This is a genomic window from Pseudomonas sp. AC169 (assembly GCF_979258515.1).
The window spans coordinates 6,365,373-6,380,392 of the sequence record NZ_OZ409866.1; the positions used below are offsets into that span (position 1 = coordinate 6,365,373).

16 protein-coding genes are annotated in these 15,020 nt (G+C 58.0%); 10 read left to right on the forward strand and 6 right to left on the reverse strand.

What is annotated here, in order from left to right:
- Positions 1-40: 40 nt before the first annotated feature.
- On the reverse strand, positions 41-421 hold the full coding sequence (locus ACZZ0G_RS28250; RefSeq protein WP_463558465.1) for a hypothetical protein: 381 nt from the start codon (positions 419-421) through the stop codon (positions 41-43).
- A gap of 481 nt (positions 422-902) precedes the next feature.
- On the opposite strand from ACZZ0G_RS28250, the gene ACZZ0G_RS28255 reads away from it, so the two are divergent.
- From ACZZ0G_RS28255 to ACZZ0G_RS28285, 7 genes are read left to right on the forward strand one after another with little or no spacing between them, the layout of a single operon-like run.
- On the forward strand, positions 903-1,583 hold the full coding sequence (locus ACZZ0G_RS28255; RefSeq protein WP_463558466.1) for a class I SAM-dependent methyltransferase: 681 nt from the start codon (positions 903-905) through the stop codon (positions 1,581-1,583).
- Between the two features lie 34 nt (positions 1,584-1,617).
- A complete protein-coding gene (locus ACZZ0G_RS28260; RefSeq protein WP_463558467.1) occupies positions 1,618-3,159 on the forward strand; it encodes a class I adenylate-forming enzyme family protein in 1,542 nt (513 codons plus the stop codon).
- A 15-nt stretch (positions 3,160-3,174) separates the two neighbouring features.
- On the forward strand, positions 3,175-4,209 hold the full coding sequence (locus tag ACZZ0G_RS28265) for a class I SAM-dependent methyltransferase (RefSeq protein ID WP_463558468.1): 1,035 nt from the start codon (positions 3,175-3,177) through the stop codon (positions 4,207-4,209).
- On the forward strand, positions 4,202-5,362 hold the full coding sequence (locus ACZZ0G_RS28270) for an acyl-CoA dehydrogenase family protein (RefSeq protein WP_463558469.1): 1,161 nt from the start codon (positions 4,202-4,204) through the stop codon (positions 5,360-5,362). The genes ACZZ0G_RS28265 and ACZZ0G_RS28270 overlap by 8 nt, the downstream gene beginning before the upstream one ends.
- 38 nt (positions 5,363-5,400) lie before the next feature.
- Positions 5,401-5,787, forward strand: coding sequence for an ectoine synthase (locus ACZZ0G_RS28275; protein ID WP_034155877.1), 387 nt, complete (start codon positions 5,401-5,403; stop codon positions 5,785-5,787).
- Positions 5,788-5,834: 47 nt separating this feature from the next.
- The gene (locus tag ACZZ0G_RS28280) at positions 5,835-7,046 is read left to right on the forward strand and encodes an MFS transporter (RefSeq protein ID WP_463396436.1); all 1,212 of its coding nucleotides are present in this window, start codon (positions 5,835-5,837) and stop codon (positions 7,044-7,046) included.
- Positions 7,021-7,230, forward strand: a complete 210-nt coding sequence (locus ACZZ0G_RS28285; RefSeq protein ID WP_077572657.1) for a hypothetical protein — start codon at positions 7,021-7,023, stop codon at positions 7,228-7,230. Before ACZZ0G_RS28280 ends, ACZZ0G_RS28285 begins: the two co-directional genes overlap by 26 nt.
- A 9-nt stretch (positions 7,231-7,239) precedes the next feature.
- On the opposite strand, the gene ACZZ0G_RS28290 is transcribed toward ACZZ0G_RS28285, so the two are convergent.
- Together ACZZ0G_RS28290 and ACZZ0G_RS28295 are read right to left on the reverse strand one after the other, a co-directional pair.
- Positions 7,240-7,653: a cupin domain-containing protein gene (locus ACZZ0G_RS28290; protein ID WP_463558470.1), complete on the reverse strand. Its 414-nt coding sequence runs from the start codon at positions 7,651-7,653 to the stop codon at positions 7,240-7,242.
- 123 nt (positions 7,654-7,776) lie between these two features.
- Positions 7,777-8,676: a transcriptional regulator GcvA gene (locus ACZZ0G_RS28295; protein ID WP_463558471.1), complete on the reverse strand. Its 900-nt coding sequence runs from the start codon at positions 8,674-8,676 to the stop codon at positions 7,777-7,779.
- A 109-nt stretch (positions 8,677-8,785) separates the two neighbouring features.
- Between ACZZ0G_RS28295 and gstA the strand changes: the two genes are divergently transcribed.
- Complete coding sequence (gene gstA, locus ACZZ0G_RS28300; protein WP_463558472.1) at positions 8,786-9,394, forward strand: glutathione transferase GstA; 609 nt, start codon at positions 8,786-8,788, stop codon at positions 9,392-9,394.
- A 25-nt stretch (positions 9,395-9,419) separates the two neighbouring features.
- On the opposite strand, the gene ACZZ0G_RS28305 is transcribed toward gstA, so the two are convergent.
- Positions 9,420-10,943 (reverse strand): hypothetical protein, encoded by a 1,524-nt coding sequence (locus ACZZ0G_RS28305; protein ID WP_463558473.1) that lies wholly within the window; start codon positions 10,941-10,943, stop codon positions 9,420-9,422.
- A complete protein-coding gene (locus ACZZ0G_RS28310) occupies positions 10,903-11,709 on the reverse strand; it encodes a GNAT family N-acetyltransferase (protein WP_463558474.1) in 807 nt (268 codons plus the stop codon). Before ACZZ0G_RS28310 ends, ACZZ0G_RS28305 begins: the two co-directional genes overlap by 41 nt.
- Before the next feature lie 120 nt (positions 11,710-11,829).
- Here ACZZ0G_RS28310 and ACZZ0G_RS28315 point away from each other — a divergent pair, with 120 nt between their 5' ends.
- Complete coding sequence (locus ACZZ0G_RS28315) at positions 11,830-12,210, forward strand: RidA family protein (RefSeq protein WP_064118315.1); 381 nt, start codon at positions 11,830-11,832, stop codon at positions 12,208-12,210.
- A 61-nt stretch (positions 12,211-12,271) separates the two neighbouring features.
- On the opposite strand, the gene ACZZ0G_RS28320 is transcribed toward ACZZ0G_RS28315, so the two are convergent.
- Positions 12,272-12,760 carry a hypothetical protein gene (locus tag ACZZ0G_RS28320; protein ID WP_463558475.1) on the reverse strand — a complete coding sequence of 163 codons (489 nt, stop codon included), beginning with the start codon at positions 12,758-12,760 and terminating at the stop codon, positions 12,272-12,274.
- A 221-nt stretch (positions 12,761-12,981) separates the two neighbouring features.
- Between ACZZ0G_RS28320 and ACZZ0G_RS28325 the strand changes: the two genes are divergently transcribed.
- Complete coding sequence (locus ACZZ0G_RS28325) at positions 12,982-14,970, forward strand: peptidase U32 family protein (RefSeq protein ID WP_463558476.1); 1,989 nt, start codon at positions 12,982-12,984, stop codon at positions 14,968-14,970.
- Positions 14,971-15,020 lie beyond the last annotated feature (50 nt).

The window sequence follows — 15,020 nt, forward strand, 5'->3', positions numbered from 1 at the left end:
GCACGATGCACCCGACGTGTTTTCAGCCCAGCACCGGCTTTTACTCCGCCAAACGCCGCATCTCCTCCCGCGTAGGCATGGTCCAGTCCGAGGCGCGCCTTTCATGAATAGAGTCGGGCTTCTGCTCTTCGTAGCTGAACATCAATAAGTAAAGCCCCAGCGCCACTGTAGCCAATAGTGCCCTGCCGATCGGGTTGGCATCCTTCGGCAGTCCACCGGGGCCGATTGCTACCCAGCCACCGCGAAGGTAAGCAAACACGGCTTGGGTAAACCACGCTTGCGCCCCTACACATGTCCAGAACTGACTCCACCCGCCGGTAAAGCGCCAGAACGCGCTTACCAGGGACGCGATCACCATGACCGCCAGGATCAAATAACGAAAACGCTTGAGAGCGCTCAGAATGCGGCTGTCCTGCTCCATATCTGCCCTGTTTTCACTTCAAGAAAAATGATCCGAATATACGTTCGAGACTGCAAATATCGGCCGATCTGCGCTCAACATGAATACTGGCAACTCGTCCTTTCCCGGTCAAAATCATCGGCCACTCAAGATCAGCACTATTTCTCAACCACGACAATTACAATAATTTCTTATTACATAATCAATGTAACTACACCGTGACAAAAAACATCCGCATCCAGCCTCGCTTCGCCTTGACAGGAGAAACCGTGCGATGGAACTATCCCTTCCGCTATCAAGTCCTCCACAACACTCGATAGCCATGGGTAACTCTTGAAAAACAAAAAATGAAAAGGAGTTTCATTATGTCTTGCCCTCGCCCGCCTCATCCTCCCCTCTCTACCATTTCATTCCTTCAACAGCATTTCTGACATTACTTGACCGCATGCGTTAAACGTGCGGCTTTCCGTATGCTCACGTATATCGATGGCAGAGAATAACTATGAAAGTAGTGAACAGTTGCGTCTTGAAAGAATGGTATGACAGAGAATATAACGCCAGCGATAACGGCGCGCTGTTCGGTGAATTGCGCGGTGAACTGAAGCAGTTTCTGGACTACCTGCCTGCGGGTCCAGGTCAGGCTCTGGAGCTGGGCTGCGGCGATGGCCGCAACCTCACGGCGCTGGCCCGCAAGGGCTACAACGTGAGTGGCGTCGACATGGTCGACAGCACGGTGCAAAGCCGCAGGCACAACCCCTGGTTGCGAGAGTTGAATTTCGAGCAAGCCGATATTCTCGACTACACCCCCGCCCCGCACGCTTACGACGTGCTGGTATGTTCTGAAGTGCTGCACTTTTTCACTCCAGACGAACTTCAACAGGTGATGCCCAAGTTAATCAGCGCAATCAAACCCGGCGGTTTTATATTCCTCGACCTGTTATCCGACTTGACGCGTTACTTCCAGGCAACGGGCGAGCCGTTTATCTGGGACAAGGAAGCCGGCTTATCCATTCAACAAAGCGAAGGTTTCTTTGATCAGTGGTTAGCGGACTTCGAGATTTTTGCCTTCAATCATTTCTTCGACAAACAGAGTTGGCCGCTGAGCAATTCAGATAACTTGCCGATTGATCCTTATACCTGGCAAGGCACCTATGTTTCGGTGTGCGCAAGAAAACGTAAATAAGCCCTCCAGGTTGTGCTTGAAAGGATATTGAGCAATGCAACTTTTTCATCAGGTTATCGCAGATAATGCGAGTGTATACCCGTCAAAACCGGCGATTGTCCTTGATGGGGTGACGACAACGTATCAGCAACTGCAACAGCGCGCGGATGACATCGCCGCCCTGCTGCCAACCCTGGTCGTGGCGCCAGGTGATCGCGTGGGTTTTTACGCCCCCATCAGCGTCGATCTGATCGCCGCTTACCTGGGCGTACTGCAAGCCGGGGCGATCACCGCCGCTACCCACCACACCCTGAGCCGCGCCAAGCTGATCCAGCAACTCAAACATTCGGGCGCACGGGTGCTGCTGACGGACTGCACCGAAGACCTGCCAGGACTGATGGAAGCGGCCGGCCTGGAGTTGATCCTGCTCACTGTGACTGCGCCCTTGGCGTCTTCGCGAATCATCGTTCTGGATGACGTCATCACCGCACAACGACAGGCAAAAAACCTTACCGCGCCACTGCCGGTCGCTGACCCCGAGCGTGCCACTTCGATCTTCTACACATCAGGCTCGACGTTCAATCCCAAAGGCGTGCTGGTCAATCACCGGATCATGCTGGCGGCCTCCAGTCGCGTCACTGCTTACCTGCAAAATACTCCCGACGACCGCGTCCTCAGCTACTCGACGCTGGCGTCCGACTACGGCGTCTACAACGTGATGATGCCGTTGTTCGCTGGCGCTACCAGCGTCATCGAAAGCCGTCCCGCGAGCAGCGCCGATGATGTGCTTGCGGTGGTCGAGCGCGAGGCGGTGACCGCCATGCACGTGTTCCCGCCGGTGTTTTTCCTGCTGGCCAATACCGATCCAGCCTGGCAGGCACGAATCCCCGGCTTGCGCTACATCTCCAGCAGCGGCCAGGCCTTGCACACCCGTCACATCCAGCAAATCCGCCGGGCATTGCCGCAGATACGGATCTTCTCCAACTACGGGCTCACCGAGTGCAAACGGGTCAGCTACCTGTCGCCCGAGGAGATTGATCAACGCCCCACTTCAGTGGGCAAACCCTTGCCAGGGGTGAGCCTCTATCTGCTGGACGAACAAGGCCAGGCGATCGACCAGCCTGGCGAAGTCGGCGAGCTGTTGGTGACCAGCGATTACCTGATGCTTGAGTACTGGGACATGCCCGAGGCCAATGCCAAGGCATTCGTCCACGATGCCTTCGGCCATTCGCGACTGTATCGCACCGGGGATTTGTTCAAACGCGACGCCGAGGGCTATCTGTATTACGTCGCCCGCAAGGACGATGTCTTCGCGCGCAACATCTGGAACGTCAACCCACGGGAGATCGAGCAATGCCTGGCCTCGCATCCGGCGGTCGCCGAGGTGCTGGTGGTGCCGGTCGCCGACGAATCGGCCGGCCATGTGCCCAAGGCCTGCATCGTGCTCGCACCCAGCCATGAACAGACCAGCGAACAGACCTTGCTCGATTACTGCAAGTCGCGTCTGGACTGGCATATGGTGCCCGCCCATTGCGTATTTCTTGAAGCCTTGCCGAAAACCGACTCGGGCAAGTTCACCACCAAAGGACTGTTCTGACAGCAGGAGCTACCCATGAATACTTGCCAGCCTTCGCTACAGGATGACGCCAGCCTGGATCGCGACCTGCAACAAAGCGCAATGCTGAAACTGGCCGGGCACTTCCACAGCCTCGCCACGGGTGCCAGCCAAGTGCCTCTGCAGTCGTTGCACAGCCACCTGCGGTCGCAGATCGGTGATCCGCAGATGCTCGCCTATCATGATCGTCTGATCGAAGGTGCAGGCCCGTTGTTTTCGCACTTCCTGGCGAGCGTGCCGTACATACTCGAAGAACTGTCCAGAGTCGGCGTGGCGTTGGCCCGCCTGTCCCAGGCCAGTGTTCGCGAGCCTGGCCAGACGTTCAGTCTGTTCGAAGTGGACGCCTTCGATGGCAGCAACGGTCGCGCCTTGGCCGGCCATTCTCAAGGCCTGATACGAAGTTTCACTTCATCACCCAACCAGGCCAATCAAATCGCCTTCGACCGGCATGCCGACCCGGCGCAGTCGCGCTTTTTCCCGCAATCGGTATTCAAGGTCAGCCCGGACGTATTGCAAAGCCCCGAATACCGCGACTTCGCGCAGGGCTTCGATTACATCTATGAAATGGCCGCGTTCCAGTTCTATAGCCGCGACCGCGAGCGACAAATCGCTCATCTCCAGCAGTTTCTCAAACCCGGGGGATTGGTGTTTTTTCTCGAGAAGCTCAACCACCCCGAGCCCCAGGAATACTTGCGGCGCGAGCGCGTCAAAGACGAAGTGTTCAAAACCCGTTATTTCAGCGAAGAAGAAATCAGCTGGAAGCGCCAGCAAATGCTTGAGCAAATGCAAAACGGCCAAGTCACGCTGGAGGAGCTGACAAGCGCCCTGTCGGCTCGTTTCAAGCACGTTCACTTACTCTGGAACAGCAGTAATTTTTGTGAATTCGTTGCCTCCGACGACTCCGAACAGCTCGAGCGTTTCCTCGCGCTGTTAGGACCCGTGGTGCAGCCCGCCGAATTCTGCTTTGAAAGCCCGCGACTGGGTGAACGGCAGCCTGCCGCCGTCGGTATCAGGGAGCCAGTCGATGTTTGACGCCTCGAAACCGGACTTCCATCCTGCCGCCGTGCCCGCGTTCTGTGAACGCGCTTTGCAGCACCTCCCGGATTGGCGGGAGCGGGCCAGCGCCGCGGAAAAAAACCGCCGCCTGAGCAACAGCACCTTCGAAGAACTGTTCGCCGGCGGCTGGCTGGATCTGCTGTCGCCGCGCGCCCCGCTTACTCACACCGGTCACTGGCCCACTTTGCTGGAGAGTGCGCGCGTTGCGGCCAGAGCCTGCGCCTCCACAGGCTGGATGATGGCGCTGGTGGGCGGTCACGGTTGCATTGTCCGGCGCCTGACACCTGCCTTTCAGGATCGATTGTACGCAGAAGGTTCCCGACAGCTGTTCGCTTCAGCCTCCAGTGGCGGTGACAGCCAGTTATCGCTGGAAGCGACGGGCATCCGGGTGAACGGGCGCTGGCGCTTCAGTTCGGGTATCGAAGACGCCACGTGGCTGATGCTCAATGCGCCCTGCCCCAACCATCCGGATGCAGCGCACACGCCACGCTTCCTGGTGCTGATCGCCGCGCATGAAGTACACAGGCTCGACAGTTGGGACAGCTGCGGCATGGCCGCGACCGGCTCCCATGACGTGCTGACCGAGCAACTGTTGGTGCCTCACGAACATGTTTTCGCCCTGCATGAAGTATTTGCCGAGCCCGTCCCCGCGACTGGCACCGACTACATCGACCGGGTGCCTCTGGTGCCTTATCTCACCACCTCGATCATCGGCCCGTTGCTGGGTTGTGCCGAGGGAGCGCTCGCGGCCTATGTGCTGGCGCTCGCCGGTTCACCTCTGAGCAGCGAGCCTCGGATCGCTGAACAGGTCGCTCACTCGGCAGCGCAGTTGTACAGCGCCGGGTTGCTATACGACTCACTGCTCTCACGGCTGCACGACGCCGGCATGCATGGACGCGCCCTCGACGCTCGGCAGCTAAGGCAACTCAAGCGTGACCGCGCCTATCTGGCGCAGCAATGCGTGCAGGTGGTACGCCGTCTGGTGGAGCGACTCGGCGCCTCGTCGCTGGTCGCCGCCAATCCGCTGCAGCGTCACTGGCGCGATGTCCAGGCCATGGCCGCACACCGCGACCTGGTCTGGAACGACGCAATGCAGGCATACGGCGAAGCCGTCCTGAAACCGGTCTGAATTTTTTATCAAATCAGCACTTTTGCAGAGAGGTTCATATGTTCATTCGCAACAAATCCGACGTTGAACAGACTCCGTACTTCGTCGAGTGGGGCGCGGGCACCAGCCATCGCCTGCTCACCGAGCGCGATGCCATGGGTTTTACGTTGTGTCACACCGTGGTGCGTGCCGGGACTGAATCGCTGTTGCACTATCGCAATCATCTGGAGGCATGCTATTGCATTGCCGGGGAAGGCGAAGTCGAAGACATGCAAGGGAATGTCTTCCCGATTCGTCCGGGTGATGTTTATGTACTCGACCAGCACGACCGTCATTACCTGCGCGGGGGCAAGGAGCAAGACCTGATCCTCGTCAGCGTATTCAACCCGCCCCTGCGCGGGGACGAGCGGCACAATCTCAACGACAGCCAGGGATCGGCGTACTGAAGCACGGCTGGCCACGCGGCCAGGCCGTCAACAACAAGGAGTTCACTTTGCGCAAGGATTACCTGGCATTTTTCACCTCACTGTTTCTGTCGCGGCTGGCGGATCAGATTCTGCTGTTCATCGTGCCGTTGGTGGTATTCCAGACCACCAACAGCGCCTCTTGGGCAGGTCTGGCGTTTTTCGTCGAATCGCTGCCGCGGTTTCTCGCGTTTCCGCTGTGCGGAGCCCTGTGCGACAAGTTTTCACCCATCAGGATTCTGCACATCAGCCAGGTGTACCGGGCACTGCTCTGCCTGCTGGCGGTGGGCATGTTTGCCCTCTTCGGCGGTATCGCCTGGGTCGTCGTGTTGTCAGCGCTGTGTGGCGTGCTGACCACCCAGGGCATCATGGCCCGCGAGGTGCTGATGCCGCATATTTTCCAGCACTACAGCTACACCAAGACCTTGTCCTATTCACAGATCGCCGATCAGACCGGGCTGGTGCTTGGTCCGCTGGTGGCTGCACTTTTGCTGGAGGTGTGGGCCTGGCACTGGGTGGTGCTGTGGGTCGCCGGTCTGTTCCTGCTGGCTGACCTGAGCATGCTGGTCTGGCAACGCCTCAGCCGCATTACGCTGGAGGTGTTCGAGCAGCATCAGGACATCTGGCTGCAACCGCTGCGCATTGCTTTCGGGCATATACGCGAGCTGGCGGAACTGAAAAAAATCATCCTGCTGGCCGTCGGGGTCAATCTGATCGTCGGCGTCACCCTGGCCACTTCGGCGGCGATGGTGATCGGCGAGTTCAGTGCCGGCAAGGATGCCTACGCCGGGCTACAGGCAGCGGGCGCAGTCACGACTATCGTGATCCTGTTCTTCCTTGCCCGGGTGGAACTGCCCCAGCGGATAATGGGCGGGCTCGCTTACTCGATGATTGCCGCCGGTGCGCTGGTCAGCGCCCTGAGTCCGAATCTGGCCGGCTATGTGCTGGGGTTCCTGCTGATCGTCGGCTTCGACAAGATGTTCAACATCTACATGCGCAGCATCCGCCAGCGGGTGATTCCGGCCAAGGATTTTGGCAAGACCGTGGGCGTGATTACCTTGCTCAACAACCTCTCGCAACCCTTGGCGGGTTTGCTGGTGGCGCTGTTGGCCTCAAGCGCAGGCACGCAAGGGGTCATCCTGATTCTGGCCGTGCTGACTATGCTGCTGGGTGCCGTAGCGGTATGGTGGTTTGCCGTCAGCAGAGGAACCCTGAATGCCGAAGAAACCACCGGCCCCTAAACAGCACGCAAACGCCGCAGACATCGAGCGCTCGATTCAAGCCCTGAACAAAATGGCCGAGCGCTTGTGGGGCGAAGGCAGGGAAGCCGAGGCCAAAGCGCTGCTCGATGCCCTCGACGCGTTGAACCGAGCGCTCGATCGAATCAGGATTGGAGAAAGTCGCCGAGCGGCGACGCTCCATTGAGGCGTGGGCCTACGGTTTGAGAATCAGCAACGGCTCGCCCTTTTTGACGATGTAAGTCGCCAACTCCGACCCCTTGTCCGCACCCACGTTTTTGGCGACATGCGCCACACCTTCGGGAATGAACAACGAATCCCCCGCTTTCAGTGTCACCGGCGCCCGGCCCTCCAGTTGATATTCGAACGTGCCGCTGATCACGTAGGCCACCTCCACGCCCGGATGTGCATGCCGGGGCGAGGTCACGCCCGGTTCGAAATCGACGCGGGCCTGAATCACCTCGCGCTCGGCGGCACCGAGGTCCTGACGAACCAGATCCGTGCGGCTCAAGCCTTGTTGCCAGCTCTTGGCGGGCGCATCAGCCGCGTGGGCGACACCGATGATTGAAGCGAGAATCGCAGCGCTGGCCAGTAACAGTGGACGATGCATGATGTTGCCCTCTCAAATGCAGTGGTGGTGTGACCGCTACTTTGGGCGCTGCATGTAGGGATGATGTGTCCTGAACCCCAAGATTATTGTTCGCGTGTGTCTGCGCGGCCGCTTGATACACGCTTATACAAAGGCGTCCTGGCCTTCTGGCAAAGCCAACAGCCATGTCCTGAACGCGACGATCTTCTTCGATTGCGCGGTTTCATGGGGCGTTACCAGATAGAAACCCAATTGATCCTGCAAGCGCAGATCAAAGGGCACCACCAAACGCCCGGCCCGCAGATCGTCCTCGACATAGGTTGAACGGCCAATGAACACCCCCTGCCCGTCAACCGCTGCCTGTACCGCCATCATCGCTAGGTCAAAGGTCATGCGCGCGCCTTCCGCCAGTTGCGGCGGTTGACCCGCTGCACGCAGCCAGGCGCTCCAATCACCGGCCGTCGCACCACTGACTTGCAGCATTGTGTGAGCAGGCAGATCCGCCGGCGAGCGCAAGGTCTTCGCCAGTGCGGGACTGCACACCGGAAAGATCTCGTCGGACATCAAAAAGTCGGCACGCAAGCCCTTCCAGTCACCGCGCCCGTAACGAATCGCCGCATCAATGGCGCCCTTTGCAAAGTCCACCAGTTCGGTGGACGCACTGATTCGCACATCGATAGCGGGAAACGCCTGTTGAAAGGATGGTAAACGCGGTAACAGCCACTTCGACGCAACGGACACCAGAGTACTCACCGTCAGCACGCTCTTATCGCGAGACTCGAGCAGTTGTTCAGTCGCATAACGCAGTTCATGAAACGCCGCGCGAACACCCGGCAAATAGACTTTTGCGTCTTCACTGAGGGACAAGCCATCGTTGAGGCGTAAAAACAGAGGCACGCCCAGCTCCGCTTCGAGTCGGCGAATCTGGTGGCTGACGGCAGTCTGGGTAACGTTGAGTTCTGCGCCAGCCTTGGTAAAGCTCATGTGTCTGGCGGCGGCTTCAAAGGCACGCAATCCGTTAAGCGACGGAAGTCTGATGGTCATGGGGTTTTCATCGAGCATGAGATTTTGTCATACGCTAACACCCGAAATGACCTTTGCCAAAGCCTCTGCGGCCATGGAATCTGGCGCCTTCACTCAGCAAGGAAGTGCCATGAAACTGTATTTCGCGCCGATGACCTGCTCGCTCTCCCCGCACATTGTCCTGCGAGAACTGGGTTTGCCTTTTGAACTTGTTCGCGTCAACAACCAGAGCAAACGCACCGCCGATGGGCGTGACTTTCGTGAGATCAACCCGAAGGGCTACGTCGCCGCGTTGGTGCTGGACAACGGTGAGGTGCTGACGGAAGGGCCAGCGATCCTGCAGTTTTTGGTCGATCAGGTGCCGGGCAACACGCTAGCGCCAGCAAATGGCACGTGGGAGCGAGCGCGTCTGCAGGAACACCTGAACTTCATCGCCACCGAAATGCACGGTGGCAGCGCCCCGCTATTCAACGCCGATATTCCCGAGCCAATCAAAGACATCTTTCGCGGCAAGCTGTACCAGCGGCTGGATTTTCTGGACGTCCATCTCACCAGTGACTACCTGCTGCACACGTTCAGCGTGGCCGACGCGTACTTGTTCAGCGTCCTCAAGTGGCTGCCGATCTTCAACATCGACATCAAGGGGTGGCCAAGCCTGGCGGCGTTCATGGTCCGCATGGAACTACGCCCCGGCGTGCAGGCGGCACTTGCCGCAGAAGCGGCCACGGCCCCAATCTGAAATAGACCGGGACCGCAATGGAGACTCAACTGAACCACGGTGTCAGGTACTTATCGAACGCCTGCCAGTGTTCGGGTTGCAGCTTGTCCTCTTCAACCACAGACTCGGATTTTACCTTCATCTCGTCGTAGATTTGCTTCAAAAGGAGGTACATCGCCGAATCCTGCATTTTCACGGCGTCCCACTGATTGAGAAAACCCTTGTGGGTGCTCAAGTACTTCCAGTCGAGGGCAACGCCATTGGCCGGGATGTTGCCTGGAGGCGTGTCGACCGAACGGTAAAGTTGGCAGTCAGTGATGCGCGCCATGCAGGCGCCTTTGATTCCCGCATAAGCGACGGCTTTGTTGCTATAGGCAGGATTGTCGGCGTCGAACTTGACTTCAAACTGAAAAGGAAACGCCGGCTCGCCCTTGACCATTTCTTTGAACTCGCCAGTGAGCGCACCGACTTTGGTCAGGGGATTGCGCAAGCGCAATGCCTCGCAATAGAGGAACAGCCCTTTGTCCTCCTTGGAGGCAATGAAGTATCTGGAGAAATTGGGCTTCTCAGCCTCAGTCGTTGCGGGATTGATGATAGTCAGGATATTCAGCTCACCCTTGGGGCTGACCCCGCTGATAAACGGGAACCGGGGCTGCAGACCTTTTGGCATCAGCTTCAGTAATCCGAGTTCGACAGGTTCACCGCGATACCAAAGATCTTTGGTCCGGTCGTCCGTCATGAAACACAGGCGATTGAGTTTTTTCGCGACATGCACACCGACCGCTCGGGCGCAGCCCATGCCAAAGCCGTCGTAACCGACGACAGTGACGCCCATATCCTCGATTTTGTCGTAGTTGCCAATTTCTTCGTTTGAAACAAGAAACACCACGTGCACCTGTTTAACGAAGCGCGCCCACCAGTAATTGGGCAAATCACCGGCAACCATTTTCTGCCATCGACCGTCCTTGCCACCTGACGGAATGATAATTGCCGGGTAGTCCGTGTAATTGTCAACCAACGCAGAGAGATCGGGTAACTGGAAAGAGCAGATCTGCTGGCGATGCCCCTGCAGCAGGTCAAACAGCATCATGTTCTGAATCAGCCCGGCTTTGCAGACATGCGGGAGCATGCCACTGACGTCGGGATATTTGATGTTGGAGGTGCCTGAATAGTATTGGCTCCACGTCCGGTCCTGGAACCTGATGGACATGGGTTTGCACAGCGTGAGGGAAGCGTCGTTGCGCACCTTGATTTCGTTGTTGAGCGCTTTGACTTTCTCCAGATTCAGCGCCTGCAATTGTCTGACCTTGGTCGGCTGCAGGGAGCACGTCTGGACAGCCAGAGAGAGCTGCTTCACCTGATCGTGCTCATGCACACCCTCTGCCTTGGTGGCGGCTGCGACTTTTTTTTGCAGCATGACGAGTTTGGCCTGATGTGTTTTGTCAGTCGCGTCCTGCGCCAGCGCAAGGTAGTCATTCAAGGCATTTTCGACATCTGCCGCGAGGGTGTTATCGGCTCTTTCCATGTTGTCAGGCCATAAAGGTGAGGGAGTCGGTTTGACGGAATCCACATTTCGTGGCGGCTTTGAACGACGGCGTGTTACCCGGCTCGATAGTCAGTGTCAGGGGTTCATCTACCAGCATCGCTTTGAGTTGCATAAGGGCCTGACTGGCGATGCCCTTCCCCCAGACCGGCCGCGCAACCCAGTAGGAAACGCGAGTGACGGCATTTTCACGGGTCACGAAAAGCGCACCCACGAGGTTTTTTTGCGGGTCAACAATGGCATAGCCGCGCTTGTTGGCAGACTCCCCGGATTGAATCAACGCAGCCACGTCGGCGCGGTCTGTGAGCGGTTTCATTCGACCAAGCCGCCAGACGTCAGGATGCAGCGCGTGGCGCCAGTAGTCATCGACGTGATGCGCAGCCAGCGCCGTCAGTGACACCACTGCGACGTCCGGATTTTTCTGGTAACGGCTGACGATCTCGAATTGGCTGGCGTTGTTCCAGTCTTCCGGCCTGGCCTCCAGGAAAAGCGCAGGAATCCGCGCCTCACTGGCGTGATTGGCGAATATCTCCTTGAATGCCGGGTATTCGTCGAAGTGCGGCCCGACAATAAAAGACAAGCGAACGAACGCTGCAACATCGTCGCGGGAATCGAGTTCGTGCCATTGCGATCGGGAAACCGCCGTGTGCAGGCGAAAATCGACTTCGGCAGTCGACAGTCCCGCAACGGCATGGGGCGTGGTACTCCGCAGATCGGCGAGGACCGCCAGCGCGATCTGCTGACGGCTGTCCTGTTCAAGCGCCGATAGTTGGCTTGGGCGAATCGCGAGCATTGGGGTTTGCCTCGTTTGCCAATAACGCGCAGGAGTATGGTGCCAATTGGCCAAACGGGCCATGTCGGCCCTGAATCTGTAAACTGGCGCGATCTTTACTCGCTCAAACAAGGGATCAGCATGGCCAACCAAGACATCACCTTCACCCCGGATCCGGACGCAGACTCGATTTCGTCGGACGTCACCACGTTCAACGGGATCATGGTCTCCACGCAGATCCCGACCCGTGCCGATGGCAGTCTGGAACTGGGCGATATCACCCTGCAAAGCGAATGCACCCTGCAAGCGCTGAAAGTCGCACTGGAGCGTGCCGGCAGCTCGATGGATCGGGTGATGCACTTGACCATCTACCTGACCGACATGGCCGATCGCGCGGCATTCAATGAGGTTTACAAACGTTTCTTTGCCAAGCCGTGGCCGGTGCGTGCGGCAGTGGGTGTGGCCTCGCTGGCGGTTGAAGGAATGCGTGTGGAAGTGACGGCGATGGCGGCCAAGGCCTGATTTCACCAATGAGACCTGCCTAGTCAGGTCTCAGCTTTTTGAGTCATATAGGCCGAGACACTTAAAGCGGTTCCGTAGCATTCAGAAAGAATCTCCCAAACACACGATAGTCAGCGCCCTCATGCTTGAAATTCATATCGAAGGCACCGCGGATCGTCTGCCGATTATTATCTCTTTCTATATCCAAAGTTCCCGTGTCAGCAGTAAGAATGCCGGAAGAGACAAATACCCCCGTCGGCCCATTCGGCTCCTGACCTAAAGCATATGTACCGGTTTTTGAATCTCCTGGCAGCACGAAGCCGAGTTGCACATAAAATACTTCACCAGGCGGGGTGCGCCCAATGATAGAGATCGCCTCCTTGTCCTTTGAAGCCCTATAAATGAACTCGCTTCCAAAAAACTTTTCCTCCACCATCGGAAACGGAGGAGAAAACGTACCTTTGAAGAAATTATCACCCTCCTCTCCCTTCGTTCCTTTCTCTCTGGTTCGATCAGGTTTGAGAGTCCCTGGGATTAATCCAAACTTTTCATAGTCGTCGTCACTCAACATAATCAGCTCCCTGTTTTGGTTAATAGCATCTGAACAATGTAACGATGTGGCGACGACTACAATGCTCGGAGTCCTTACATCAAACAACTGATAGACATTACAGTTACCCACTGACTGAAAGTGTGCTAGACGCTACTTACCTGATATCTGCGCACGGATGCCGCCCAGCCGTTTCGCAGGTACAATGCGTGCCTAACCGTGACAGCCTGACTAAAAAAACTATGTCCTTGCCCAAGCATCATCTGGAATTGCTCAGCCCTGCCCGCGATGTGGCCATCGCCCGTGAGGCGATCCTGCACGGCGCTGACGCCGTGTACATCGGCGGCCCGAGCTTCGGAGCGCGCCACAACGCCTGCAACGAAGTCGGCGAAATCGCTGAACTGGTGGAATTCGCCCGCAAGTATCACGCGCGAATTTTCACCACCATCAACACCATCCTGCACGACAACGAACTGGAACCGGCGCGCAAGCTGATCCATCAGCTGTACGACGCCGGTGTCGACGCGCTGATCGTTCAGGATCTGGGCGTGATGGAGCTGGACATTCCACCGATCGAGCTGCACGCCTCGACCCAGACCGACATCCGCACCCTGGAGCGAGCGAAGTTCCTCGATCAGGCTGGCTTCTCGCAGTTGGTATTGGCCCGTGAGCTGAACCTGCAGGAAATCCGTGCGATCGCCGACGAAACCGACGCCGCTATCGAATTCTTCATTCATGGCGCGTTGTGCGTGGCTTTCTCCGGCCAGTGCAACATCTCTCACGCGCAGACCGGCCGCAGCGCCAACCGTGGCGACTGCTCCCAGGCGTGCCGTTTGCCGTACACCCTCAAAGATGAAAAGGGTGGCGTGATCGCCTACGAAAAACACCTGCTGTCGATGAAAGACAACAACCAGAGCGCCAACATCCGCGCGCTGGTTGAAGCCGGTGTGCGCTCGTTCAAGATCGAAGGTCGCTACAAGGACATGGGCTATGTGAAGAACATCACTGCCTATTACCGCCAGCGCCTCGACGACGTGCTCGAAGACCGCCCGGACCTGGCTCGCGCTTCCAGCGGCCGCACCGCGCACTTCTTCCTGCCGGACCCGGAAAAGACTTTCCACCGGGGCAGCACCGATTACTTCGTCACTGATCGCAAGATCGACATCGGCGCTTTCGACTCGCCGACCTTCACCGGTCTGCCAGTGGGTACCGTCGAGAAAGTCGGCAAGCGCGACATGCAGGTCGTCACCCAGGAGCCGCTGTCCAACGGCGATGGCTTGAATGTACTGGTGAAGCGCGAAGTGGTCGGTTTCCGCGCCAACATCGCCGAAGCCAAAGGCGAGTTCGAAGAAGACGGCGAGAAGCGCTACCGCTACCGCGTCGAGCCGAACGAAATGCCCGAAGGCTTGTTCAAGCTGCGCCCGAACCACCCGCTCAATCGCAACCTCGATCACAACTGGCAACAGGCGCTGCAAAAGACCTCGTCCGAGCGCCGCGTGGCCCTGAGCTGGGTCGCTCATTTGCGTGAACAACAGCTGGAAGTGACCGCCACCAGTGAAGAAGGCATCAGCGCCAGCGTCACCCTGCCCGGTCCGTTCGGTGTGGCCAACAAGCCTGAGCAAGCGCTGGAACAGCTGCGCGATCTGCTCGGCCAGCTCGGCACCACGCAGTACCACGCCACCGACATCAAACTGGATGCGCCTCAGGCGTTCTTCATCCCGAACTCGCAGCTCAAAGCCCTGCGCCGTGAAGTGATCGAAGCCCTGACCGCCGCCCGTGTTGCCGCTCACCCGCGTGGCGGCCGTAAAGCCGAAACCAGCCCGCCGCCGGTGTACCCGGATTCGCACCTGACCTTCCTCGCCAACGTCTACAACCAGAAGGCGCGCGACTTCTACCACCGTCACGGCGTGAAGCTGATCGACGCCGCGTATGAAGCACACGAAGAGCCGGGCGAAGTGCCGGTGATGATCACCAAGCACTGCCTGCGCTTCTCCTTCAACCTGTGCCCGAAACAGGCGAAAGGCGTGACCGGCGTGCGCACCAAAGTCGCACCGATGCAGTTGATCCACGGCGATGAAGTACTGACGCTGAAGTTCGATTGCAAGCCGTGCGAGATGCACATCATCGGCAAGATGAAGGGCCACATCCTCAACCTGCCGCAACCGGGCAGTGTGGTCGGCCACATCAGCCCCGAAGACCTGATGAAAACCATTTCGCGCGCACCGCACTGAGTGGACGGCGTGCGCGGTGCTTCGGCGCCGCACACGTCTGCTTTACCAAG

Coding starts and splice junctions, on each gene's coding strand:
- ACZZ0G_RS28250 (WP_463558465.1), bottom strand. CDS start 421: ATGGAGCAGGACAGCCGCATTCTGAGCGCTCTCAAGCGTTTTCGTTAT.
- ACZZ0G_RS28255 (WP_463558466.1), top strand. CDS start 903: ATGAAAGTAGTGAACAGTTGCGTCTTGAAAGAATGGTATGACAGAGAA.
- ACZZ0G_RS28260 (WP_463558467.1), top strand. CDS start 1,618: ATGCAACTTTTTCATCAGGTTATCGCAGATAATGCGAGTGTATACCCG.
- ACZZ0G_RS28265 (WP_463558468.1), top strand. CDS start 3,175: ATGAATACTTGCCAGCCTTCGCTACAGGATGACGCCAGCCTGGATCGC.
- ACZZ0G_RS28270 (WP_463558469.1), top strand. CDS start 4,202: ATGTTTGACGCCTCGAAACCGGACTTCCATCCTGCCGCCGTGCCCGCG.
- ACZZ0G_RS28275 (WP_034155877.1), top strand. CDS start 5,401: ATGTTCATTCGCAACAAATCCGACGTTGAACAGACTCCGTACTTCGTC.
- ACZZ0G_RS28285 (WP_077572657.1), top strand. CDS start 7,021: ATGCCGAAGAAACCACCGGCCCCTAAACAGCACGCAAACGCCGCAGAC.
- ACZZ0G_RS28290 (WP_463558470.1), bottom strand. CDS start 7,653: ATGCATCGTCCACTGTTACTGGCCAGCGCTGCGATTCTCGCTTCAATC.
- ACZZ0G_RS28295 (WP_463558471.1), bottom strand. CDS start 8,676: ATGACCATCAGACTTCCGTCGCTTAACGGATTGCGTGCCTTTGAAGCC.
- gstA (WP_463558472.1), top strand. CDS start 8,786: ATGAAACTGTATTTCGCGCCGATGACCTGCTCGCTCTCCCCGCACATT.
- ACZZ0G_RS28310 (WP_463558474.1), bottom strand. CDS start 11,709: ATGCTCGCGATTCGCCCAAGCCAACTATCGGCGCTTGAACAGGACAGC.
- ACZZ0G_RS28315 (WP_064118315.1), top strand. CDS start 11,830: ATGGCCAACCAAGACATCACCTTCACCCCGGATCCGGACGCAGACTCG.
- ACZZ0G_RS28320 (WP_463558475.1), bottom strand. CDS start 12,760: ATGTTGAGTGACGACGACTATGAAAAGTTTGGATTAATCCCAGGGACT.
- ACZZ0G_RS28325 (WP_463558476.1), top strand. CDS start 12,982: ATGTCCTTGCCCAAGCATCATCTGGAATTGCTCAGCCCTGCCCGCGAT.